A 24,669-nucleotide genomic window follows, 5' to 3' on the forward strand; every position below is an offset into this window, starting at 1 on the left:
TGGCATGGAACGACTTCGCGCGACACTGATCCGGGCGGCAAGGAGGATGGCAATGAGGGCGGGCAGCTGGAAGGCCGATCATGAATGACCTGCGGATGCCGGGGTGAGGCGGGCGTCGATCAGCCGGGCGAGGCACAAGCGCCATGCGACGGATGTCGATCATGGCGTGGTCGCCATGTTGCGCCAGGCGGTCGAGGTGCATCAGGCCGGGCAACTGGATGCAGCGGAGGCGCTCTACCGCAGGACGCTGCAGATGCAGGCCGGGCAGCCCGATGCGCTGCATTTTCTCGGCGTGCTGTGCCATCAGCGCGGGCGCAGCGACGAAGGCATCCGGCTGATCCGGATGGCTCTGCGGGCCGCGCCGCTGCATGCCGACGCGCACAATAATCTCGGCAACATCCACAAGGAAACCGGCAAACTCGCCGACGCCGAGGCCTGCTATCGCCAGGCGCTGGCGTACAACGGGCAGCATCACGATGCGTTGAGCAACCTGGCGCTGGTGCTGGAAGCGCAGCAGCGCTTCCAGGAAGCATTTGAGGCCTATGCCGAGCTGCTTGAACGGGCGCCGCGACTCAGTCTCGCCCATTACCTGATGGGCATGTACCTGCGCAGGCATGTGAATGAAATCGGGGATCTGGAGCACGCCGTGGCCTGCTTCAGGAACGCGGTCCGCTGCGACGGCAGCAATGTGCGTGCCCTCGACGCGCTCGGTGTCACCCTTTACATGCTTGGCCGGCAGGACGAGGCGGTCGGGGCCTATCGTGACTGGCTCGGCCGCGAGCCGGACAATCCCGTGCCACGGCACATGCTCGCCGCTTGCGGCGGCGAAGCGGCACCGCCACGGGCGGACGACGCTTATGTGCGCGAGGTGTTCGACCGGTTCGCCGAAAGCTTCGACGAGCAGTTGCTGAAGAACCTGGACTATCGGGCGCCGCAGGTGCTGGTCGACGCATTGATCGGCGTGCTTGGGGTGGCCGAAGGCGCGCTTGACGTGCTCGACGCCGGTTGCGGCACCGGCCTGTGCGGTCCGCTGATCAGGCCGCATGCGCGCCGGCTGGACGGCGTGGACCTGTCCGGCGGCATGCTCGAAAAGGCCCGCCTGCGCGGCGGCTATGACGATCTCGTGGCGGCCGAACTGACCGCGTACCTGCAGGATCACCCGGAAACCTGGGACGTCGTGTTGTCCGCCGATACGCTGGTCTACTTCGGCGACCTGGTGGAGGTCCTTGCGGCGACCCATGCGGCGCTGCGGGCTGGCGGTCGGGTGGCTTTCACGCTGGAGGCCATGGATGCCGACGAGGACCGTTCCGAGCTGTCTTCCAGCGGACGCTATCGGCATGCGCGCCGCTACGTCGAACGTGTGCTGGATGCGGCCGGTTTCGTGGAGGTGAGCATTGCCGCGTCGGCACTGCGCAAGGAAGTGGGCAAGCCGGTGGCCGGTTGGGTGGTGCTGGCACGCAAGAGCCGGCGCGGATGATAGGCATGAAGGCGTATCGGAACCCGGGCCGTGCGACGCGAGGTGCGCGCCAAGGCCATGGGAGTATTGGGGAAGGAGGCACTGCCGCGGCGGCGGGTACTGCGCTTCGAAGGACCTCCCGCGCAAGGCGCGAGTATGATAAACAGACGGGATTGCATGAGCGCTTTCGCGGGCTCGCTGGGGGAGATCGGATATGACGCATCGGATGACACTGAAGTCAGACCTCGGTGAAAAATTGCTGCCTGCGAGCCTGTCGGGCAGCGAGCAGCTCGGGAAGCTTTTTTCCTACCAGTTGAAGCTGCTCAGCAAGGACAGCGAAGTCAAGCTTCTTCCCCTGCTCGGCAGTTCGATGACGGTGGCGTTCGAGTCGGACGGCTACAAGCGCCACTTCAACGGCATGGTCTCGGAAATTTCCCAGACCGGGTTCGAGAGCTACAAGGAAGAGCGCTACGCCGAGTACGCGGTGACCCTGGTGCCCAAGGCATGGCTGCTGCTGCACAAAGTGGATTGCCGCATCTACCTCAAGATGTCGGTGCCCGACATCGTCAAGACCGTGCTGTCCGAAATCGGCTATGGCGACGTCAAGCTGAGCCTCAGCGGAAACTATTCGCCGCGCGAATACTGCGTGCAGTATCGCGAGGATTACTTCAACTTCATCAGTCGCCTGATGGAGCAGGAAGGTATCTATTATTTCTTCCAGCACACCGACGGCGTGCACACCATGGTGCTGGCGGATTCGCTGGGCGCGCACGCCACCACCGGAGGGTATGAGGAACTTCCGTACCGGCCGCAGTCGACGGACAGCCGCGCGGCGCTGGAAGTCTCGATCACCGATTTCTCGTCGGCGCGCTCGGTGCAGACGACCAAGTATTCGCTGACCGACTACGATCCGCTGAAGCCGAAGACCTCGCTGCTGGGGACCGAGGCGATCAGCAATGCCGACGACAACCATCCGGTGCCCGGCCTCGAGTCGTTTGATTTCCCCGGGGATCACGAGACCGGCGATGCCGGCAAGCACTACGCGCAGGTTCGCCTCGAGGCGATCAACGTATCCCAGTCGCAGTGCTCGGGTTCGACCAATGCCCCCGGCCTGCTGACCGGCGCGTTGTTCAAGCTGACGAAATTCCCGCGCGCCGAACTGAACCAGGAGTACCTGGTCACCGGCTCGACCGTGCACATCGAGAATGCCGCGCGCACGTCCGGACAGCAGGGCGGCGAGTTGTTCTTCTGCAACTTTTCGGTGATCCGCAGCCGGCAGCCGTTCCGCACCATGCCGACCGCGGTGAAGCCGATGATCGTGGGCCTGCAGACGGCCGTGGTGGCGGGCAGCGAGAAGGCCGAAGACATCGCGGTGGACAAGTACGGGCGCATCCAGGTGACGTTCCACTGGAACAAGCCGGACAAGAAGAACGCGCACATTTCCTGCCCGGTCAGGGTGGCCTCGTCATGGGCCGGCAAGAACTGGGGCGCGGTACACATCCCCCGGGTCGGCCAGGAAGTGGTGATCAGTTTTCTGGAGGGCGACCCGGACCGGCCGCTGGTCATCGGCAGCGTCTACAACGCCGACAACATGCCGCCGTACGCGCTGCCCGACAACAAGACCCAGAGCGGCATCAAGAGCCGCAGTCACGAGGGCGGCGCCGCGGCGGATTTCAACGAGATCCGCTTCGAGGACAAGAAGGGCAGCGAGGAGCTGTTCCTGCACGCGCAGAAGGACATGCGCGAAGAAGTGGAGAACGACCACTTCGTGCAGATCGACCACGACGAGACGATCACGATCAAGAACGACCAGACCGAGGAGGTCAAGCACGATCGCAAGACCAAGGTCGGCAACGACGACAAGCTCGACGTCACCCAGAACGGCACGACCACGATCGGTCAGAAATTCAAGCTCAGCGCCGGTACCGAAATCGAACTGGTCACCGGCGCCTCCAGCATCGTCATGAAAAGCGATGGAACGATCGAGATCAAGGGCGTCAACATCAAGGTCACCGGCAGCATGGGCGTGAAAGTCGAGGGCCAGGTTGAAGTCGGCATCAAGGCCGGCGCCACGATGGATATTGGCGCGGGGGCCTCGCTGAAGATGCACTCCGATGCCATGCTCGAGGTGGCAGGCGGTGCCATGGCGACCGTGAAGGGTCCCATGCTGACGCTCAAGGGCGACGGCATGGCGCAGTTGTCCGGCGGCCTGATCATGATTGGCTGAACGGGAGGGGACGCAGATGTCAGGAATCGTGCAGGCGTCGATCCAGATGGAATTGTCCGAGCAGGCCAATGCCTTGCTGCGGTCAGAGATGACGGCACCGGTCGCAGTTCGGGCCCTGGTCGATGCCGGCCAGGTGCAGGACGCCTTGAAGCTGATTGCCCGGTTGTTGCCAAAGCGCTACGCCGTGGCATGGCTGTGCCAGTGCGCGCGCGACCAGGCGTTGAACCCCGAAGACAGGGCCGGTGCGTCGTTGGCGGAAAAGTGGGTGCGCGAACCGAACGAAAGCAATCGACGTGCAGCGTTCGAATTTGCCAATGCCGGCGGCTACAAGTCGACCGGAGCGTGGCTGGCTGCCGCCGCCGGATGGTCCGGTGGCAGCATGGCGCCGGCCTCGCAGGAAACCCCGGTGCCGCCGCCGGATCACCTGACTGCATGCGCGGTGGTGGCCGGGATCAACATGCTGGCTGCACTGGTGGCCGAGAAGTTCGAGGCTCGCCGCGTCGGCTTCATCGAACCGGCGATGACCCTGCTCAACGCGGGGGGAGCCGCTGCAGGCGGAGCCTGAACCCGCTCGTTCCCGGTTCCTGCCGGCTTGCCCGTTGCGCGGATGGGCGATACGATTGTGAACGGTAGTTTGATCGCGCCCGACTGGCTCATCAGCCAATCTGTCGCGAGGTTCCGTTGCCCCGGGATGGGTTGGACCAGCGCAGCGCCAAGCGCGGCAGTCATCAGCGACAGGGGTTCCGGATCACGGATGCAGGCAGGGAGTGGGATGCTCCGTCGCGGATGGGGGGAATCATCTGCACGTTCGACCAACTCCAGGGCAAGGCGCGCTGCTCGCGAACGATCAGCAAGGCCGGCTTTCCGCGTACCCGGATACTGATTCACGAGTGCGGGCGATCCAATTCATCGCTGTCCTGATGGGCTGACAGTTGCAGGGGAAATACAAGCGTGCCGACGTCGCAGACTCTGATCCTTGCCGTTGCTGGTCGTCAGGCTGCCCAATTCGGCAGCCGCAGCAGCAAGGCATTCGAGGCCGCAGGCGGCAGCATCGGCCGTTCCGAGGATTGCGACTGGGTGCTCGGCGCCTCCGGCGTCTCGCGTGTCCACGCGATGATCCGTTACCTCAACGGGATGTATTTCATCGAGGACCGCAGCACCAACGGCATGCTGCTGAACGACGCGCCGCTGATCAAGGGCGACCCCTCCGCGCTGAAACATGGCGACCGGCTGCTGATCGACACCTTCGAAGTGGAAGTGCGCCTGCAGGATGCCGCAGGCGCGCTGGCCACCCCCGGTATGTCGGACCCGCAGCCCCTGGCTGCGCCAGCCGCAGCGGCGCTGGATCCGCTGGACTTCGGCCTGCTGGATCCCGCACCGCGCGCGCCTGCCTATCCGCCGCCGACCGCGGGGATTCCGCTTGACGCGGAGCTGATTCCCGGCGCGATCGGCACGGCTTCCGCCGATGAGCTCGATCCGCTGAGCTTTCTCGGCCCGACCGACACCTCATCCGGTCTGCTGTCCGGCGCGACCACCGGCAACGCCAGCTCGAGCTGGAACCATTCGGCCAGCACGGAAGATTTCTTCCACCCGCCCATGACGACCGGGCAGCGCCAGGCCAGCGTGAATGCGCTGCCGGAAAACTGGGACCTGACGATGGGCGACTTCTCGTCGCCGCCCAGTCCGCCGCCGCCCGCTCCGGCGGCCCCGCCGCCAGCTGCTGCTGCGATGCATCCGCCGTATGCACCGCCGCCGGCGGCTCCATTCGCCGAGACGGCCGGTCCGACGGCGTTGCCGGCGGATGTGGACCAGATCTTCCGGGTCGTGGTCGATGGCGTCATGGATGTGCTGCGCGCCCGCGCCGAGATCAAGAACACGTTCCGCCTGCCGGTCACGATCATCCAGCGCTCCGAGAACAACCCGCTGAAATTCGCACCGAACCCGGATGAGGCGCTGCAGAAGATCATGGCGCCGTCGAACGGCGCCTTCATGTCGGGCACGGCCGCGTTCGAGGATGCCTTCGACGATATCCGCTGCCACCAGATGGCGATGCTCGCCGGCGTGCGCGCCGCGTTCGAATCGTTGCTGGTGCATTTCAATCCGGATCGTTTCGAGCAGGAAACCGATGGCGCGAAACGTTCGGCGTTTGCCGGCAAGGGCAAGTACTGGGACAAGTATCGCGAGCATTTCGAAGGGCTGTCGCGGGATCCGGACGAATGCTTCCGCCGGTTGTTCGGCGACGAATTCGCGCGGGCCTACGAGGAACAGTTGTCACGCCTGAAATCGGCGCGGAGAATGCAGCAGTCACATCGCTAGGCGCGCAGGGGGCGCCGCAGCCGCGGGCTGGGGAATGGATCCAGGGGGTGTGTCGAGGGCCATGCCGTCGACACCGGAATACCCGGCAGCGCTGCCGGGGGAATCTCACAGGGGCAGGCGCGACGCATGACGGATAACAACAAAGTTGTCTGGAGCGAGGGACTCTTCCTTCGGCCCCAGCACCTGCAGCAGCAGGAGCGTTACCTCGAGCGTTTCGTGGAACTGCGCGCCGGCAGCCTGCGGCCCTACACCTGGGGCTTCTCCGAGCTGGAGCTGGAGACCGATCTGCTGGCGATCGGCAAGCTGGGCATCAAGCGCGCGCGCGGCGTGTTCCCCGACGGCACGCCGTTCGCGATGCCGGGCGACGACCCGCTGCCGCTGGCGCTGGAGGTCGATGGCAACTGGCGCGACCAGACCGTCTTCCTGACCCTGCCATTGCGCTCGCCGGCGCAGCCGGACAGCGGCCGGCCCGAGGCACCGGCCGAGAAACTGTTCCGCTTCCGCGTGCGCGAAACCGAAGTGCGGGACGCATCCGGCAGCGTCGACGGGTTGACCGCGCTGGAAGTGGGCGGCCTCAACAGCCGCCTGCTGCCGCAGTCGCAGCCGCTGGAGGGCCTGGCGCAGATCCCGCTGGCGCGGATCGTCGAGTGCCGCTCCGACCGGCGCGTGATCCTCGAGGACGCCTTCATGCCGACGGCGCTCAGTTGCCATGCCGTGCCGCGGCTGACGACCTTCCTCACCGAATTGCTCGGCCTGCTGCACCAGCGTGGTGAAGCGCTGGCCAGCCGGGTGGCGGTGACCGACCGCGGCGGCGCCGCCGAGATCGCCGACTTCCTGTTGCTGCAGGTGGTGAATCGCTACCAGCCGCTGATCGCACACCTGGCCGCTGCGCCGATCCTGCACCCGGAAGACTTCTACCGGGTGCTGACGGAGATGGCCGGCGAGCTGTCCACGTTCACCGCACCCGGCAAGCGGCCGCCGGCGTTCCCGCCGTACCGGCACGAGGCGTTGTATGAAAGCTTCGAACCGCTGATCGTCGCGCTGCGCGGCAGCCTCAGCGCGGTGATGGAGCAGACCGCCATCCCGATCCCGCTGCAGCAGCGCAAGTTCGGCGTATGGGTGGCGGTGGTGCCGGACCTCAGCCTGATCGATACCGCCGCGTTCGTGCTCGCGGCCAAGGCCGACCTGAAGTCCGAGGACCTGCGCCGGCAGTTGCCGGCGCAATCCAAGATCGGCCCGGTCGAGAAGATCCGCGACCTGGTGAACCTGCAGTTGCCCGGCATTCCGGTGTCGCCGATGCCGGTGGCGCCACGCCAGATTCCATACAACTCCGGCTATCTGTATTTCGAGTTCGACAAGAATTCGCCGATGTGGCGGACCTTGAAGACGTCGGGCGGCATTGCCTTCCATTTCGGTGGCGAGTTCGCCGGTCTCGACCTGCAACTGTGGGCGATCAGAGGTTGAGCGCATGAGCAGCAACGGCCCCCATGACGACGATCCCCTGCGCGACGCCACGGTAGTCCGTCCGCGCGGAGCGCCGACGCCTCCCGCACCGGCCCCTGCTCCGGTAGCCCCGGCGCCTGCCGCATGGCCGGGCGCGGCGCCGGTGAGGGGGCCTGCACCGCGTGCCGACGCGGCACCGCCGGCGGCGATCAGCGATTTTCTCGGTGGCGGACTGAACGCGCTGGTTCAGGCGGCGAGCCCGCTACTGCTGCTGGCGGTGCAACTGCGCAACAGCGTGTCGCAGCCCGATGCAGCCCACCTGCGCGAGCAGGTGATTGCGCAGGTGCGCCAGTTCGAGAGCCACGCGCAGGCCGCCGGCATTGCCGCGCAGACGGTCACCGCGGCGCGCTACGTGCTGTGCTCGACGCTCGACGAATCGGTGATGAACACGCCGTGGGGCCAGCAGAGCGGCTGGGCGGCGAAGACGCTGCTGGTGGTCTTCCACGGCGAGTCGTACGGCGGCGAGAAGTTCTTCATCATCCTCGATCGGCTGTGCGCCGATTTTGCGCGGCACATCGACCTGATCGAGCTGATGTACATCTGCCTCACGCTCGGCTTCGGCGGGCGCTACCAGATCGAGGCCGACGGCCGCGCCAAGCTGGCCGACATCCAGGAAGAACTGTACCGACGCATCAAGTCGCAGCGGCCGCCCGCGGCGGAGGAGCTGGCGCCGCACTGGAAAGGCCTCGAGGACCGGCGCAACCCGCTGGTGCGCTACGTGCCGCTGTGGGTGATCGTCGCCGCCGGCGCCTGCCTTCTGCTCGGCGCCTTCCTGTACTTCTATACGCGGCTGAACGAGCTGTCGTCGCCGGTCAGCGCGCAGGTCGCGCAGATCGGCCTGCGCGGCGCGGTGCCGCCGGGCGACGGACCGAAGCCCGCGCCGGCCGTCGCGCGCAAGAGCCTGAAGCAGTTGCTGGCGCCGCAGGAGCAGGCCGGTGCGCTGACCGTGGACGAGAAGCCGGACGGCTCCGCGCTGGTGCGCCTCAACGCGGCCGCCATGTTCGCCTCGGGCGGCACGGAAGTGGCTGCCAGGCAGATCCCGATGCTGCATGCGATCACCGCGGCGCTGAACCAGGTGCCGGGGCGGGTGATCGTGGTCGGCCATACCGACGACCAGCCGGTGCATTCGTTGCGCTTCAAGGACAACTACGCGCTGTCGGCGGAACGCGCGCGCTCGGTGCTGCAGATTCTCGGGGACGGCATCGACAACGCCGGGCGGCTGGAATCCAGTGGCGCCGGTTCGTCGCAGCCTATCGCGCTGCCGGCCGATCTTCCGGTTAATCGCGCGCGCAACCGCCGCGTCGAAATCCTTTACAGCCCGGAGGACTGAACATCGTGGGCAAGCTTCTTGCGCTGTTCAAATCCCGCCTGTTCATCACCCTCGTCGGCCTGTTGCTGCTGTCGCTGCTGATCTGGTTTGGCGGTCCCTATCTCGGCTTCGGCGAATCGCAACCGCTGGCCAGCCCGATCGTGCGGCTGCTGGTGATCATCGTGATCGTGGTGATCTGGGCGGTGTGGCTGCAAGTCCAGCAGATGCGCGTGCGCGGCAAGGCCAAGCAGATGGCCAGCGACCTGAGCGAGCAGGGCGCGCCGGCCGGCGGCGGCGAGCGCGACGAGCGCTCCGCCAACGAGCGCGCGCAACTGCAGGGCCGTTTCCAGGAGGCGGTCGAGACACTGCGCAAGAACCGCAGCGGCGGCACCAACCTGTATGCATTGCCGTGGTACGTGGTGATCGGCCCGCCGGGTTCCGGCAAGAGCACGCTGCTGCAGAACTCGGGCCTCAATTTCCCGTTGTCGAACAAGTTCGGCAAGGAAGCCATCCGCGGCGTCGGCGGCACCCGCAACTGCGACTGGTGGTTCACCGACGAGGCCGTGTTCCTCGACACCGCCGGCCGCTACACCACGCAGGATTCCGACCGCGGCGCCGATGCCTCGGCGTGGGAGGAATTCCTCAACCTGCTGCGCAAGTACCGCAAGCGCCGTCCGATCAACGGCGTGATCGTGGCGATGAGCCTGTCGGACCTGCTGACGCTGGACGCCAACGGCCGCCAGCAGCACATCCTGGCGGTTCGCCAGCGGCTGGACGAATTGGCCAAGCACCTGCGCATCGGCGTGCCGGCCTACCTGGTGTTCACCAAGTGCGACCTGGTCGCCGGCTTCACCGAGTTCTTCGACGACCTCAACCCGGAGTTGCGCAGCCAGGTCTGGGGCATGTCGTTCCCGGTCGACAAGACCATGGACGGCACCGCCGCGAAGCAGTTCCTCGACGAGTTCAACCTGCTGCTGGACCGGCTCAACACGCGCATTCTCGACCGCCTGCACGGCGAGCGCGACCGTACCCGGCGCGCGGCGATCCTGTCGTTTCCGCAGCAGCTCGGCGCCTTGCGCGAGATCACCCGGCAGTTCGTCGAAGGCGTGTTTACCGGCCATCAGTACGGTTCGCCGCTGCTGTTGCGTGGCGCCTATTTCACCTCGGGCACGCAGGAAGGCACGCCGATCGACCGCATGATGGGCGCGGTGGCGCGCACGTTCGGCCTGGATGCGTCGCGCCTGCACGTGCCAGGTGCGCAAAGCCGCACGTTCTTCGTCGAGCGCCTGCTCAAGGACGTGCTGTTCAAGGAGTCGGGCTTCGCCGGCACCGATCCGAAGCTGGAGCGCCAGAAGATCCTGCTGCAGGCGGCATCCTACGTCGGCGTGCTGCTGGTGTGCGCGCTGCTGGTCTTCGGGCTGGCCAGCAGCTACCGGCGCAACGGCGGTTACCTGACCCAGGTGCAGGCCGCGCTGCAGAAATACCCGGCGCAGAGCGACCTGTCGCTGGCGCCGAACCAGCAGGCGTATTTCGCGATGGTGCTGGAGCGGCTGGAGTCGCTGTCCGGCGCGGTGGATGTCGCCGACCAGCACAAGGGCGACGTGCCGCTGTCGATGCGCTTCGGTCTGTATCAGGGCAACGCGGTCGGCGACGAGGTGCGTGACGCGTACTTCCGCGAGCTCAACGGCCTGTTGCTGCCGGGCGTGGCGTCGCAATTCCGCGCCGGTCTGGCGGTGAACGCCGCCGATCCGCAGATGCTGTACTACTACCTGAAGGGCTACCTGATGCTGGGCGAGCCCAAGCATCTCGATCATGACCAGATCGTGGCCCTGGCTGGCATCGAGTGGCGCCGTCTGTTTCCCAGCGATCCAGTCCTGCAGAAGGCGCTGACCAAGCACTTCGACGCGCTGGTCGGACATGAGGGGCGCCTGCGCGCACTGAGCCTGGACGGCAGCCTGGTGGAGCAGGCGCGCAACACGCTGCGCACCGCGGACCTGCCGAGCCTGATCTACGGCAACATCAAGCTGACCGCGGACAACGGTGCCTATCCGCCGTTGCGGCTGGACAAGGAACTGGGCCTGCTCGGCAACGTATACCGGCGCAAGAGCGGCGCGGCGCTGTCCGATCCGTTGCCGGCGCTGTTCACCCAGCCGGTGTTCAAGGACGAAGTCGACAAGGGCATCGAGCAGGCGGTGACGCAGTTCGCCACGGACGACTGGGTGTTCGGCGCCAGCAAGATCGATTCGCTGCAGAAGGCCCATCTGGCGCAGCAGGTGCTGGCGCTGTACGAGCAGGATTACATCAAGGCCTGGGACGGCATCCTGGCCGACCTGGAACTGCAGCCGATCGGCAACATCCAGGACGCCAGCACGATCGCGGCCAAGCTGGCCGGGCCCAATTCGCCGATGAAGCTGTTGCTGAAGGTGGTGCGCGACAACACCAACGACCTGATGCGCGCGCCGCCCGCCGATGCCACGGACAAGGCCGAGGACGTGGCCAAGCAGCTGGCGCAGAAGAAGGCCACGCAGACCGCATTGGCCCGCGCGCTGGCCCAGGCCGGCGCGGGTGCCGGCACGCCGGGGGCGGACGCGGCGACCGAGAAGCCGGGGCAGGCGATCAGCGATCACTTCGAGCAGATCAACAAGCTCAGCGAGGGCGGCCCGGGCGCGGCGCCGATCGACCAGACCTTGAGGGTGCTCGACGATCTCAGCAAGACCCTGCTGACCATGGGCGATTTCAGTTCCGCCGCGGGGCAGCCGAATCCGCAACTGCTGATGGCACAACAGGCGGCCACGCAGTTGCCGGCGCCGGCCTCCGGCTGGTTTGCCGCGCTGACCGGCAAGAGCCAGGCGCTGGTGGCCAGCGGCACCAAGGGTGCGCTGGATGACCAGTACCAGCAGGCGGTCGCGAAGGATTGCGCCGACTTCACCCGCGGCCGCTATCCGTTCTCACCGTCCAGCAACAACGACATCCCGTTGCAGAACTTCGGCGAGATGTTCGGCTACGGCGGCCGCTTCGACAGCTTCTACAACCAGACGGTCGGCAAGCTGATCGATGCCAGCGGCCGCAACTGGCAATGGAAGACCGGGCCCGGCGCGGTCAGCGGCTCGGCCGGCATGCTGGCGCAACTGCAGGGCGCCGACCGGATCAAGCAGATGTTCTTCCGCAGCGGCAACATGCCCGAGGTCGATTTCACCCTGCTCACGCCGGTGCTCGATGCCGGCATCGGCAAGCTGGTGATCGAGGTCGACGGCCAGAAGTACGAATACCAGCCGGGCGGCGCGACCAACGTCAGCATGAAATGGCCGGGGCCGACCCCGGGGCGCGTCTCGATCTCCGCCTACGATCCGGCCGGCACGCTGCTGACGACATTCGACTATCGCGGCGACTGGGCGTTCTTCCGCGCGCTGCAGGCGGCGAACCTGCAGAAGCAGTCCGACCTGCGCTTCGTGGCCAGCTTCAATTTCGGCGGCCATGTGGCGAAGGTGACGATCCAGGCCAACAACCTGAAGAACCCGTTCCTGAGCAACGCATTGTCCAGTTTCCGGTGCGGGGGATAAGCGCATGCCGAATCCCGCCGCCGGCTTTTTCGGAAAGCTGCCCAGTGCCGGGGATTTCGTGCAACGACGGTTGCCGCCGGGCTTCGTCGACGTGTGGGACCGCCATTTCGAGAACGCGGTGGCGGAGAGCCGCGGCGCACTGGGGGGCGGCTGGCATGAGGCCTATCACGCCAGTCCGGTGTGGCGCTTCCTGCTCGCCCCGGGGGTATGCGGGGAATCGGCCTGGGCCGGGATCATGGGGCCGGGCGTGGACCGGGTCGGCCGCTGCTTTCCGATGGTCATCGCCGCCCCCATCGCCGCCGATGTCGCGTCCTGCACCCGTGCACTGACCGAAGGCGGCGGCTGGTTCGATGCTGCCGAGCGGGTACACGGCGCCGCTCAGGTCGACGCTGCGATCGGCGTGGACCTGTTCGACGAGCAGGTTGCCGCGCTGGCTGGTCCGCTCGACGTGTCGCAGCCGCCGGTGCCGGAGTTTCTGCGCGGCATCGACTGGAATGCGGCGAGCCACTGGCGCCTGCCGCTGCCGACCGGCGCCGCTGCCGCTTCGTTCCTTGGCGGCTTGTGGGCGCGCCTGGCTGCCGCGCCCGGCCACTGGTGTTTGTGGTGGACGGCCGGTGGCGAACGGGTGCCCGCGAGCGTGCTGGTCACCAACGGCTTGCCGCAACCGGCGGCGTATGCGGGGTTTCTCGACGCCAGCCGCAGTGTCGCGCCGTGGCAGTCGCTGGGGATGTTCGAAGGTGCCGCGCCGCGCCGGCATGCGATGCCGGAAGCGGCCACCGGCCTGATCGACGTGGCCACATCGCCGTCGCCAGCGGCGCCGTCTGCGGCATGGCTGCCGGACGACCTCGAACTGCTGTCCGACCTTGGCGTGGTAGCGGAGGCGTCGACGCTGGCGGCGCCGGTCGCGCATGTCGCCGTGGGCGTGATATCGGAGGCGCCTGCTGCCGGCGTGGCGGTGTTGCATCGGCCGGATGGTGCGTTGACCCTGGTGGCAGCCGAGGCGGGGCATCCCGACCGGCGGCAACAGGCAGTCGCCGCCGTGTCCGCGATTGCCCGCGACCTGCCCTACGCCGAACTGGCTGTCGGCATGCAGGCGCTGCGCGCACGGATCATGGCGCTGAATCCGCAACTGCGGCAGGCCAGCGAGGACCTGATCGACCCCGTGCTGGAGGATTGCGCGGTGATCGCCGCGCGTGTTGCCGGCGGCCAGGTCGGCCTGCTGCGGATCGGCACCGCGGCGGCCTGGCATTGGCGACGTGGACGACTACAGCCCTTCTTCGCCAACAGCAGCACGCCACCGGCCGTCGGTGCGGGCGGCGATGACGATTTCGACGACCTGCTGTTCAGCCGGGTAGCGCTGAGCGCGCCCGGACTCGGCGCCACGGCCCAGCCGACTTGCGGCGAGGTTCTGTGTGCCGTCGACGCCGGCGACCGCCTGCTGCTGATGGCCACCCAGCCACTGTTGCAGCTTTCGCCGGACATCCTTGCCCGCAGCCTTGCGATGCCGTCCTGCGGCGACGCAAGCCTGCACATTGCCACCGCTGCAGGTCTCGGCACGGATGCGGCCCGGTGGCCGTTGGCGATCATCGAGATTGACGCATGACGACTCGATACGTTTCGGCCGGACGCACGGTGACCGGGAAGGTACGCAAGCACAACGAGGATGCCATCCTGGTACGCGACGAGGTCGGCCTGTGGGTCGTCGCCGATGGCCTGGGCGGTCATTCGGCCGGCGACTATGCCAGCACGATGATCGTCGAGCGCCTGGGTGCCTTGCCCCGGCCGGGCAGCGCCTTGGACTTCATCGAAACGATCGAGGACACCCTGGTCCAGATCAACACCGACCTGCTGCAGACCGCCGCCACGCGCGGCGTCGACCTGATCGGCTCGACCGTGGTGGTGCTGGTGTCCGACGCCGATTTCATGCTGTGCGGCTGGGTCGGCGACAGTCGTGCCTATTGCTTCGAGGATGGCCGGCTACGCCAGATCACGCGCGACCACGTGCATGGCGGCGACGATGACGTCACCCACTTCGGCGCCACCCCGGCGCCGCCGCAAGCCGGTTCCGGCGTGCTCACGCGCGCGGTCGGCGCCGAGGAGAGCCTTTTCGTCGACTGGGTTGTCGCCGGCAACCGGCCCGGCACGGCCTTCGTGCTTTGTTCCGATGGCATCAACAAGGAAATGTCGGATGCCGAACTCGACGACGAGTGTCGCCGCAACCCGCAGCCGCAGGATCTCGTTGCCAGCCTGTTCGACCTGGCGATGAGCCGCGCCGGACGGGACAACATTTCTGCCGTCGTCGTCAGCATCCAAGAATGATGAAAAGTCCCCAGTCATGAATTCCATAGCCGAACTGGTCTCCGCCTACCAGGCCGACAAACTCAAGCTCCCCGCCGTATTCGATGCGCTGGGCGCGCGTGGTGCACTGGCGGAGGCCGAGTACCAGGCCGAGCGCGAGTGGCTCGAGCAGCAGCGCGATGCAGGCGCGCTCGACCCGCTGATCGCCAAGGCGTTGCTGGCCAAGCTGGCCGCGGTGCAGGTGCCGCTGGTGCCGACGGTGCCCGACGACGATGTCACCATGATCAAGCCGGCCACCCAGCGGCCGGCCGTGCCATCGGTTCCAGCGGCAGGCAGCAACGACGACGAGGCCACCCGGGTGCAGCCGACCTCGCGTCCGGGCGCGCCGGCGGCGGCTGACGTGGACGATGCCACCGTGGTCAAGCCGACCTCGCGCCCCACGTCGCCGCCTGTCACGGACGAGGCCACGATCGTCAAGCCGGCCTCGGGTACGCCGCGTCCGCCGACCGACGGACATACCGCCGGCGTCACCGGCACGCAGGGCACGCAGCAGGGCAGGACCGGCACCAGTTCCAGCATGAACAGCTCCAGCTGGAATCACATCGCCGACGCGGAAGCCGGCGATTTCGTCACGGTCGGCTCGCTGCTCAAGGGCCGCTTCCATCTCGAGCGGGAGATCGGCCGCGGCGGCATGGGCGTGGTGTTCAAGGCGCGCGACGAGCGCAAGGTCGAGGCGCGCGACCGCGACCCCTACGTCGCGGTGAAGGTGCTGAACGACGAATTCCGCCGCCATCCCGATTCGCTGATCTCGCTGCAGCGCGAGTCGCGACGCTCGCAGCAGCTGGCGCACGACAACATCGTGCGCGTCTACGATTTCGACAAGGACCGCACGATCGTCTTCATGACGATGGAATACGTCGACGGCTCCGATCTCAAGCAGCTGATCCGCGAGCGCGCCTACAACGGCATGCCGCTGGCGCAGGCGCGACCACTGATCGAGGGCATGGCACGGGCACTGAGCCGCGCGCACGCCGCCGGCGTGGTGCATTCCGACTTCAAGCCCGCGAACGTCATGGTCACCCGCGACGGCGTGCCGAAGGTGTTCGACTTCGGCATCGCCCGCGCCGGCAAGCACATGGGTGACGCGGTCGGCGAACAGACCGTGTTCGATGCCGGAACGCTGGGCGCGCTGACCCCAGCCTACGCCAGCCTGGAGATGATCCGCGGCGAAGACCCGGTACCCGGCGACGACGTCTATGCGCTGGGCTGCGTGACGTTCGAGCTGCTGACCGGCAAGCACCCGTACGACAAGGCCAGCGCCGAAGTGGCGATGAAGGAAGGGCGCAAGCCACCGCCGGTGAAGGGTCTGACCAAGCACCAGTACAAGGTGTTGTGCGCCAGCGTCGCCTTCACCAAGGGTCAGCGCCTGAAGAGCGCGAACGACCTGGTCGAGGGTTTGCGCGAAGTCGGCCTGCGCGAACGGGCCATGCCGTACTTCATGTATGGCGTGCCGGCCGCCCTGGTAATCGCCGGCGGCGTCTGGGCGTGGACCAATTACCGGCACAGCCACCACGTGGCCGAAGTGATCGCGCGGTTCACGCCGGCGCGCCCGGATCACTACGCCAACGAGAACCAGGCGCTGCAGGCGCTGGACACGCTGGGCGACGACGACCGCAAACGCATCATCGTCGACCAGGGCGAGCTGATCCAGAACTACCTACTGAGCCGGATCGACGCCTACTGGAACCCCGCCAAGGATCGCTACGACTATGCCGGGGCGCAACGGGTATTCAAGCTGCGCGACGATCTGAAGCTGTACTCGCCGGCGCTGGACATCAAGCGCAGCAGCGTGGATGACCAGAAGAACGACCTGCTCAATTCACTGGATACGCAACTCACCCAGCAGATCGACGCGAACGCCATTTTCGAGAACCAGCCGGACAACGTCGTTCCCACGCTGGCGCACATCCGCGCGATCGATCCGAACAGTAGCCTGCTGAAGAACGCCGAGCTGGAGCTCAAGTACGACACGGCCATCGGCAAGTCGCTGGAGGCCGGACACGTCGACGAAGCGGCCGGCGAACTCAAGCTGGCCAGCAGCCTGTTTCCGGATTCCGCCCGCCTGAAGCAGCGCGGCGCGCAGTTGGACGAAATGGGCAAGGCGCTGGCGGCGCAACGGCTGCAGGAACAGCAGGCGCAGCAGTTGCAGCAGCGGCGCGAGCAGAGCCTGCTGGTCCTGACCGGCCTGCTCGACAAGGCGAGCAACGCCGATGACTGGCGCACCAAGGTGGCAACGGCATATCACGACGCGGCGGGCCTGCTCGGCGACGATCCGCGGCTGGCGGCGCAGGCCACCCGTTTGAAGCAGGCGCTGGCGGCGCAGGCGGCGGAGAAACAGGGTACGGGCGACCTGACTGGCGCGATCGGCATCGCCGGTTTCGGCATCGACTTGTTTCCCGGCGACTCGGCCCTCTCGGCGACGCGCCAGAGCTTGCTGGAGCAGCAGAACCAGCTGGCGCAGAAGGCAGCCACCGAGGCGCAGCGCAATGCGCTGGCCAAGAGCCGGGTCACCGACCTGCTGGCCAATCCGCTCGGCACCGTGGTCTGGCTGCAGGACGTCAAGAGCGCGTTGAACAACGCGCGCAGCCAGATCGGTGCCGATTCTCCGGACTATGCCGCGGTGCGCGGCCAGGTCGACGCCGGCCTCATCAAGTTGGCGCGCGAGCGGATCGCCGCCGGCGATCTCGATGCCGCCGAGCGCATCGGCCAGGCCGGCCAGCAACTCGATCCGGCCGAAGCCGGTCATGCGAAAGTCCTGGCCGACGTGACCAGCGCGCGCAACGCCGCCCAGCAGAAGAATCTGCAGCAACAGGCGCAGGCCCTCGCCGATGCGCGCACGACGCTGGCCGGGTTGGGCGCGAAACCGACACTGACGCCCGACTGGCAGCATTCGGTGGCGGCGGCGATGGACACGCTGCGTGCCGACACGTCACCCGAGACCAGGCGTGTGGTCGACGCGCTGGGTGCCGCCATCGCGCACGAGGCGGCCCGGCTCGCCGACCCGCAGCATCTGCCGCAAGCCCGGCTCGCGGTGGATTTCGGCCTCAAGTACGTGCCGAAATCGACGCAGCTGATTGCACAGGCTGCTGCCCTCGATGCACTTCAGCAGGAGCTGCAGGCCAAGGCGGCGCAGGAGAGCGCCGACGCCGAAGTGAAGTCGCGCATCGAGTCGATGAAGAGCGCGGTGGCCGCTGGCGATGTAGGCAAGGCCAGCCAGTCGCTGGCGCGGATCAAGACGTTGCAGCCCGACAACCCGTTCCTCAAGACCGAGGGGCCGAAACTGCTGGCCGACGCCTATCTGGGCCAGGCCGAGGATACGTTCCAGAAAGGCCGCTACCAGCGGGCGGCGGACGTGCTTGGGCAGGGCCTCGGCACGCTTGGCGGGAACCCGGAACTGCGCGCGGCGAAGGCGCGCTACGACGTGGTCGCCGCGATCATGGCCGCGGGCAAGCAGCCGCTGGCCAGCGCAGATTATGCGCAGTTGAAGAAGCAGCTCGACGGCATCCGCAGGACCGACGCCACGGAGCTTGGCAAACTGGAGACGAGCATGAAGATGCGCGGCCAGCTGAGCGCCAAGTCGCTGGCCGAACAGCTCGACAAACTCAAGCCCACCAGCGCCGCGCCAGCGGGGCCGTCCGTCGAGGCGCCGGTGACCGCGCCTGTCGCCGAAACGCCGGCGGCGGTCCCGGGGCGCTTGCCGACGACCACCGGCAAGCCGGGTGCCGCACCGGGCGCCAAGCCGCCAGCCGTTGCCGAAGCAGCGGCACCCTCGGGGGCTGATTCGTGCTCCAAGCCGGGACTGGCCGGGAAGGGCAAGTTCTGTTCCGACAGCATCAGCGGTGCGCGTGGACCGCTGCTGGTCGTCGTGCCCGGTATCGGCGGCGGCAAGGCGTATGCCATGTCGCGCGCAGAGATATCCATCAACGAGTTCAATCAGTTCTGCCGGGCCAGCGGCAAGTGCGCCGCCATGACGGTCGCGGACCAGGACCTCGGCAACGCGCCGGTGAGCAACATCAGCCTCGACCAGGCCCGCGCCTACGCGCGCTGGCTCAGCGACCTCAGTGGGGGATTCACCTATCGCCTGCCCACCGATGCGGAGTGGGTGCATGCGGCGAAGGGTGGCGGTGGCTGGAAGCAGGCCGAGGACAGCAATTGCGTGCTGCCTTCGGCCGGCGGCGGCGACGGCAGCGGCGCGCCGGTGTCGGCGCGGGGCCGCTCGCGCAACCCATGGGGCCTGGTCAACATGACCGGCAACGTCTGGGAATGGGTCGTCAGCGGCGGCAGCGTGATGGTGCGCGGGGGCAGCTACAGCAGCTACTGGTCGGACTGCAGCGTCGATACCAGCCGCGCCGACGGTGGTTCGCCGCAGCGGGACGTGGGTTTCCGGGTGCTCAGGGAGCTGAAATGACCGAACGGGAACGTGCCATCAATCAGGATCTGCATGTCCTGGACGAAGCGCATCGGCTGGGGCGGCTATCGCGCGCCGAATACCGCGCGCGCCGCCGCCGCGTACTGCAGTCGCTGCACGACAGCAGCAGCGTCGTCACCGCGCGCAAGACCCTGCTGCCATCGGCCACCACGACGTCGCGTACGCGCCGTGTCCATGCCATGCCGTCCGGCGATACGTCGGTCGATGCCGGGCATGCATTGACGACGTTGCTGTCGATGCGGCCGGCAGTGGCATGGAAACCCTTGCTCGCATTTCTGGGCGGTGCCGCGTTGCTGATACTGGTGGCGTGCTGGTTGTTTCTGGGCGGCTGAAGATACCTGCCATCGCAGTCGCCGCATGAAGCCGATCCTGTCCATGGCAGGTATCCGGTTGCCTGCCGCCCGTACGCGCTTGTGCATGACTGTGGTGCAATGAAGAGGGGGCTGTGCAATAGGCTGCGATGCGCGATGGGGGTGACAGGTCGCCCGCGCGGCGGAGCCCGTTGTGGAGCCACTTCCGGAGCTGCCACGCGGCACCGCTCGGAAGTTTGGCAAACGTGAAAAGCCGGTTTGCCGGAAGTCATGGGCCGGCGTTTGCGTATCTGGTTTGCACGCTTTTTTGCAACCGCAAACGACGCTTCCTTTGAACGCGTAAAGGTGTATCCTGATAGAAGTAACACGAGCCAACAGGCAGCAATTGCCTGATTACCGGGGGCTTGGAATTTCGCAGTTGGCGTGACCCTGATGTCTCGGGGCGCGCCGTCAATGGATGATGATGCGACCAGGGGGAATGTATCGTGCGAACTGTTTGCCTCGCGGCAGCGTTGGCGTTGGCGTTGACTGGCGGGACTGCCGGGGCGCAAGACGCCGGCGTTGTTTCGCCTGATCAGGCTTCCCGCAACGAAGTGCCAGTCGGGAGTCCCCCGACATCATCACCGGAACCCAATGCCAAGCCGCAGCAGGCGCCCGACAATGTCGTGCCGCCGGTGAGGGAGCGCGATGCCGCACCCGTGCAGAAGATTGCGGTGCGCGGCTTCCGCGTTATCGGCGTTGCGGATCATGCGGACCTCGGCGTAACGCCGGCGAGCATCCAGGCGCTGGCCGATGCGCAATACCAGGAACTGGCCGGCAAGGCCGGCAATCCGGTGCAGCTGAGCTTCGAGGAGATGCAGGGCGTTGCCGACAAGATCGTCGAGCGCTATCGGACGGCTGGCTTCATCGTCTCCAATGCGTTTCTTCCGGCACAGACCGTCGGCGCCGACCAGATCGTCGAGATCCGGGTGCTGGAGGGCAAGATCGGCAAGATCATCGTCAAGGGCACGAAGCGCTACCGCCCCGGCGTGATCTCGGCATCGGCGGAAAAGCTGCGCGGCAAGCCGCTGCTGAAGAGCGACGTCGACACCGCGCTGCTGTATGCTCGCGATCTGCCGGGTGTCACGGTGGCATCGACGTTCCAGCCGGGCGAGAACACCGGCGACACCGACCTGGTGATGATCGCCAACGAGGCGAAACGTCCCTACAAGTTCACGCTTGGTGCCAACAACTACGGTACCGAACTTACCGGCCGCTACCGTGCACAGGCCGGACTCGAGTGGGCCAATCCGCTCGGTATCGGCGACACCTTCAACGTCAATGTGGACTACGCGCTGGACCCGAGCGACAACGTGTATGGCGCGGTGTCCTACCGTGCGCCGGCGCCAAGCGTGCCTGGCCTGAGCGCCGTGATCGGCGCCTCGCGCAACGAGCTGCAGATCAACTCCGGCTCGTTCGCCGCGCTCGACGTCAAGGGTCCCAGCTCGCTCTACTACGGTGGCATGGACTGGAAGTTCATCAACCGGGACGACCTGCAGGCACTGAGTACGCTGCATTTCATCCGTGAGGAATCCAGGCTCGACAGCCTCGGCGTCAACCTGTCGGACGAGAAGTTCAGCCTGGCCGAACTGACTTACGGGATGCTCCATACCGATCGCCGTTTCCATGGTGTCGACATCCTCCAGATCAGCCTGCGCAAGTCCATCCATGACGACTCCAGGGAGCCCGACCTGGTCAGTCCGCAGCATTCGAGAAATTTCCTGGTCGCCAAGCTCTCGTACACGCGAATGCAGTTCCTGACCAAGTCGCAGCGGCTCAACTTCAAGCTCGTCGGCCAGTACAGCAATGACGCGCTGGTCCCGCTCGAACAGTTCGCGCTGGGCGGCCCGGACAGCACCCGCGCCTATCCGATCGCCGACGCCCTGCGCGATCGCGGCTATTACACATCGCTCGAATATCACGTCGACGCACCGGGCTTCGGCGACAAGGTCTCGCCGTTCTACGGCCGCCCCTGGCGCGAGTTGCTCGAATTCCAGGTTTTCGTCGACTACGCCAAGGGCTATTCGGCGGGCGCCAACAAGTTCATCGAGCCGGAGTCGGCCACGCTCAGCGGCGTGGGCGCCGGCCTGATTTTCCGGCTGCCGCGATTCAGCCATTTCGAGTTCCATCTCAATGGTGCCGTACCCCTGGGTTCGCAGGATGCGTCCGATCACAAGGGCTACCACATCTACTCCCGCTTCAGCTTCACGTTCTGACGGATGACGACCATGAGCAAGAGCACCCACCAGCGCAAGTCGCGCACCAACGTGTGCGCGCGTTCGATCCTGGCGTCGGGCAAGGCCTTGCCCTTGCGCAGGACCTGGCCGATCAGCCTGTGCGTCGGGTTGGCCGTCGGGTCGATCGTCTTCAGCGGCGATGCGCTGGCCGGTGGTCCCACTGGCGGCGTGGTCGTCGGCGGCACGGGTTCGATCACGCAGAGCGGCAACAGCACGGTCATCAACCAGGCATCGCAGAGGCTGGCGCTGAACTGGCAGACCTTCAACGTGGGCGCCAACGAATCGGTGCTGTTCAACCAGCCGGGTCGCTCGGCGGTGGCCCTGAACCGCATCCTCGACCAGAACCCCAGCCAGATCTTCGGCCGCATCAGCTCGAACGGCCAGATCTTCCTGATCAATACCCACGGCATCATCTTCGGAGCCACCGCTCAGATGAACGTGGGCGGCCTGCTTGCCAGCACGCTCGACCTCACGCCGAACGACTTCCTCGCCGGGCACTACAACCTCAACGCGACCGGAGCCGGTGCCGGTATCGTCAACCACGGCCTGATCCAGGCCGCCAGCGGCGGTTCGATTGCCCTGGTCGGCGGCAGCGTGCTGAACGACGGGCTGATCTTCGCCAACTACGGCAAGATCAACCTCGACGGCGCCGATCATGCCGTGCTCGATTTCGACGGCAACGGCCTGATCAATATCCAGATCACCGGCGAACTGAAGCAGCGCCTGGACCAGCGCGAAGCAGCGGTCACCAACAAGGGAACCCTGCGCGCCGAAGACGGCACCGTGGTGTTGCAGGCCTCGGCGACGAAGGACCTGTTCACCGGCCTGGTCAACAACACGGGCGTCATCGACGCCAGCGGCATCAGCACCGACGGTGGCGTGGTGCGGCTGGTGGGCAATGGCGGAAACGTCGAGAGCAGCGGCAGCATCAACGTGTCCGGCGTGCATGGCGGCAGTGCGCAATTGCTGTCCGATCGGAATGTCGGCGTGACCGGCGGCAGCATCGACGCATCCGGCGTCCTCGGCGGCGGCGACATCCGCGTGGGCGGCGGCTGGCAGGGGGGCGAAGGCCTGCAGACCGCGGCAGCGACCTATGTGGCACCGGGCGCCGTGCTCAAGGCCGACGCCACGCAGCGGGGCGATGGCGGTTCGGTGGTGGTGTGGGGCAACGACGTCAACAACTTCTATGGCAGCATCAGCGCGCGCGGCGGTGCACTGGGCGGCAATGGCGGGCGGGTCGAGACCTCGTCGCATTACGGCTTGGACGTCCATGGCGGAGTGGATGCGTCGGCGCCGCAGGGCAAGGCCGGCATCTGGCTGATCGATCCTTACAACGTGACGATCAGCAGCGGCGCGGACGCCAATACCGGCACCGCGCCCAACTACACGGCAAGTGGTGCCGGTTCGGTAGTCAATGCCGGCGGAATTGGCGCGGCATTGACCGGCGGCACGAACGTATTCGTGTTCACCAACACGGCCGCCAACGGTTCCGAAACGGGCAACATCACACTGAGTGCGCCGATCAGCGCCATCGGCGCCGGCTCGCTCTACCTGGAGGCCGTCGGCAGCATCCTGCTCGACAGCACCATCACCGGCAAGAATGCCGGCAGCCCGCTCAACGTCTTCCTGTGGGCGAACTATGGCGGTGCCGCTGCCGGCACCACCTATTCGAGCAACGCAGTCTGTGCAACTTGCCAGGTAGTCATCGGCAGCACCGCCAGCGCCGGCATTACGACCTATGGCGGCAACGTCGATATCCGTACCGGCGACAACACGAATGCCGGTGGCGGGTTGCAGCTGGGCAGCAGCGGCACGATCACGGGCAGCATCAACGCGGGCAGCGGCAGCCTGAGCGTGACCAGCACAGGCATCAGCCAGCAAGCCGCCGGGGCCAGCAACATTCTGGCCGGCGCGGCGAACTTCGACGGCGGCGCGGGTGCGATATCGCTGGCCAACACGGGTAACATTTTCAGCGGCGTGGTGAGCCTCCACAACAGTGGCAGCAACGCCGTGACGCTGGACAACGGCAGCAACGCGCTGCAGTTGGGCACTTCGTCGGTGGGCAGCGGCACATTGACGGTGAATGCCGGCAGCATCACACAGAACGGTGCGATCACCCAGGCGTCGGCTGCGGGTGCAGCCAGCTTCAACGCATCCAATGCAATCACGTTGAACAATACCGGCAATTCCTTCACCGGCGCGGTGGGCCTGACCGGCAGCAACGTGAGCCTGGTGAACAGCAAGGCGACCGTGCTGGGGTCCACGACGGCGAGCGGCACGCTGAGCGTGACCAGCAACGGCGCCATGAGCCAGACCGGTGTGCTGAGCGCGACCGGCCTCGCCACGTTCACCCAGAACAGCACCACGGCCGGTGCCACGCAGGATATCGACCTCGGCAGCCAGAACAACAGTTTGCAGAATGGCGTGACGTTTGCCGCAGGTACCGGGGCAGGGATCAACAACCTGTCGCTGAAGAACACTGACGCGGCCCCCGGTACCCTGACCCTGCCGGCGAGCGTCGCGGGCAACCTGACACTGAACTACACCACGGCATCGCTGACGGCGCCGGTAGTGAGCGTGGGCGGCGTCCTGGACCTGACCGCCGCCGGCGGCATCAGGATCGGCAGCAACATCACCACGACCGGAGCGCAGGCCTATCACAGCGCGGTGACGTTGGGCTCCAACGCCACGCTGGCCACGACCAACGGCAACGTCAGCTTCGACAGCACGGTCGACAACGCCAACACCACGCCGCGCAACCTCACGGTGAATGCCGGCAGCGGCGCGGTGACGTTCGGCGGCGCGGTAGGCGGCGACGCCACCAACGGTGCGCTGGGGACGCTCGCTGTCAACAGCACAGGAACCACCAGCTTCAACGCGGCGGTGCAGGCAGCGAGCCTGACCACGAATGTCGGCGGCAGCAC

13 protein-coding genes are annotated in these 24,669 nt (G+C 66.7%); all 13 read left to right on the forward strand.

Features of this window, described 5'->3' with window-relative positions:
* The first annotated feature begins 175 nt into the window (after positions 1–175).
* Positions 176–1,477: a tetratricopeptide repeat protein gene (locus tag ABIE04_RS17505; RefSeq protein ID WP_354553208.1), complete on the forward strand. Its 1,302-nt coding sequence runs from the start codon at positions 176–178 to the stop codon at positions 1,475–1,477.
* A gap of 193 nt (positions 1,478–1,670) precedes the next feature.
* Positions 1,671–3,683, forward strand: a complete 2,013-nt coding sequence (locus ABIE04_RS17510; protein ID WP_354553181.1) for a type VI secretion system Vgr family protein — start codon at positions 1,671–1,673, stop codon at positions 3,681–3,683.
* A 16-nt stretch (positions 3,684–3,699) separates the two neighbouring features.
* Positions 3,700–4,248 carry a DUF6931 family protein gene (locus ABIE04_RS17515; RefSeq protein ID WP_354553210.1) on the forward strand — a complete coding sequence of 183 codons (549 nt, stop codon included), beginning with the start codon at positions 3,700–3,702 and terminating at the stop codon, positions 4,246–4,248.
* A gap of 386 nt (positions 4,249–4,634) precedes the next feature.
* Complete coding sequence (gene tagH / locus ABIE04_RS17520; protein ID WP_354553184.1) at positions 4,635–5,999, forward strand: type VI secretion system-associated FHA domain protein TagH; 1,365 nt, start codon at positions 4,635–4,637, stop codon at positions 5,997–5,999.
* A gap of 126 nt (positions 6,000–6,125) precedes the next feature.
* Positions 6,126–7,463 carry a type VI secretion system baseplate subunit TssK gene (gene tssK / locus ABIE04_RS17525; protein WP_354553186.1) on the forward strand — a complete coding sequence of 446 codons (1,338 nt, stop codon included), beginning with the start codon at positions 6,126–6,128 and terminating at the stop codon, positions 7,461–7,463.
* A 4-nt stretch (positions 7,464–7,467) separates the two neighbouring features.
* Positions 7,468–8,832, forward strand: coding sequence for a type IVB secretion system protein IcmH/DotU (icmH, locus tag ABIE04_RS17530; protein WP_354553188.1), 1,365 nt, complete (start codon positions 7,468–7,470; stop codon positions 8,830–8,832).
* 5 nt (positions 8,833–8,837) lie between these two features.
* Positions 8,838–12,371, forward strand: coding sequence for a type VI secretion system membrane subunit TssM (tssM, locus tag ABIE04_RS17535; RefSeq protein ID WP_354553190.1), 3,534 nt, complete (start codon positions 8,838–8,840; stop codon positions 12,369–12,371).
* Between the two features lie 4 nt (positions 12,372–12,375).
* Positions 12,376–13,974: a type VI secretion system-associated protein TagF gene (tagF, locus tag ABIE04_RS17540; protein ID WP_354553192.1), complete on the forward strand. Its 1,599-nt coding sequence runs from the start codon at positions 12,376–12,378 to the stop codon at positions 13,972–13,974.
* A complete protein-coding gene (locus ABIE04_RS17545; protein WP_354553194.1) occupies positions 13,971–14,690 on the forward strand; it encodes a PP2C family protein-serine/threonine phosphatase in 720 nt (239 codons plus the stop codon). Before tagF ends, ABIE04_RS17545 begins: the two co-directional genes overlap by 4 nt.
* Before the next feature lie 16 nt (positions 14,691–14,706).
* Positions 14,707–19,137: a protein kinase domain-containing protein gene (locus ABIE04_RS17550; protein ID WP_354553197.1), complete on the forward strand. Its 4,431-nt coding sequence runs from the start codon at positions 14,707–14,709 to the stop codon at positions 19,135–19,137.
* Entirely contained in the window at positions 19,134–19,490 is a 357-nt protein-coding gene (locus tag ABIE04_RS17555; RefSeq protein ID WP_354553199.1) for a hypothetical protein, read from the forward strand. Before ABIE04_RS17550 ends, ABIE04_RS17555 begins: the two co-directional genes overlap by 4 nt.
* A gap of 464 nt (positions 19,491–19,954) precedes the next feature.
* Entirely contained in the window at positions 19,955–21,724 is a 1,770-nt protein-coding gene (locus ABIE04_RS17560; protein WP_436410400.1) for a ShlB/FhaC/HecB family hemolysin secretion/activation protein, read from the forward strand.
* Positions 21,725–21,736: 12 nt separating this feature from the next.
* The coding region (locus tag ABIE04_RS17565) for a beta strand repeat-containing protein (RefSeq protein WP_354553203.1) at positions 21,737–24,669 on the forward strand (2,933 nt) is incomplete at its 3' end.

Origin of the sequence: Rhodanobacter soli (assembly GCF_040548735.1) — a bacterium.
Taxonomy (GTDB): Bacteria; Pseudomonadota; Gammaproteobacteria; order Xanthomonadales; family Rhodanobacteraceae; genus Rhodanobacter; species Rhodanobacter soli_A.

Excerpts from the sequence above, each read along its gene's own strand:
- ABIE04_RS17505 (WP_354553208.1), top strand. The coding sequence starts at position 176 with ATGTTGCGCCAGGCGGTCGAGGTGCATCAGGCCGGGCAACTGGATGCA.
- ABIE04_RS17510 (WP_354553181.1), top strand. The coding sequence starts at position 1,671 with ATGACGCATCGGATGACACTGAAGTCAGACCTCGGTGAAAAATTGCTG.
- ABIE04_RS17515 (WP_354553210.1), top strand. The coding sequence starts at position 3,700 with ATGTCAGGAATCGTGCAGGCGTCGATCCAGATGGAATTGTCCGAGCAG.
- tssK (WP_354553186.1), top strand. The coding sequence starts at position 6,126 with ATGACGGATAACAACAAAGTTGTCTGGAGCGAGGGACTCTTCCTTCGG.
- icmH (WP_354553188.1), top strand. The coding sequence starts at position 7,468 with ATGAGCAGCAACGGCCCCCATGACGACGATCCCCTGCGCGACGCCACG.
- tagF (WP_354553192.1), top strand. The coding sequence starts at position 12,376 with ATGCCGAATCCCGCCGCCGGCTTTTTCGGAAAGCTGCCCAGTGCCGGG.
- ABIE04_RS17545 (WP_354553194.1), top strand. The coding sequence starts at position 13,971 with ATGACGACTCGATACGTTTCGGCCGGACGCACGGTGACCGGGAAGGTA.
- ABIE04_RS17550 (WP_354553197.1), top strand. The coding sequence starts at position 14,707 with ATGAATTCCATAGCCGAACTGGTCTCCGCCTACCAGGCCGACAAACTC.
- ABIE04_RS17555 (WP_354553199.1), top strand. The coding sequence starts at position 19,134 with ATGACCGAACGGGAACGTGCCATCAATCAGGATCTGCATGTCCTGGAC.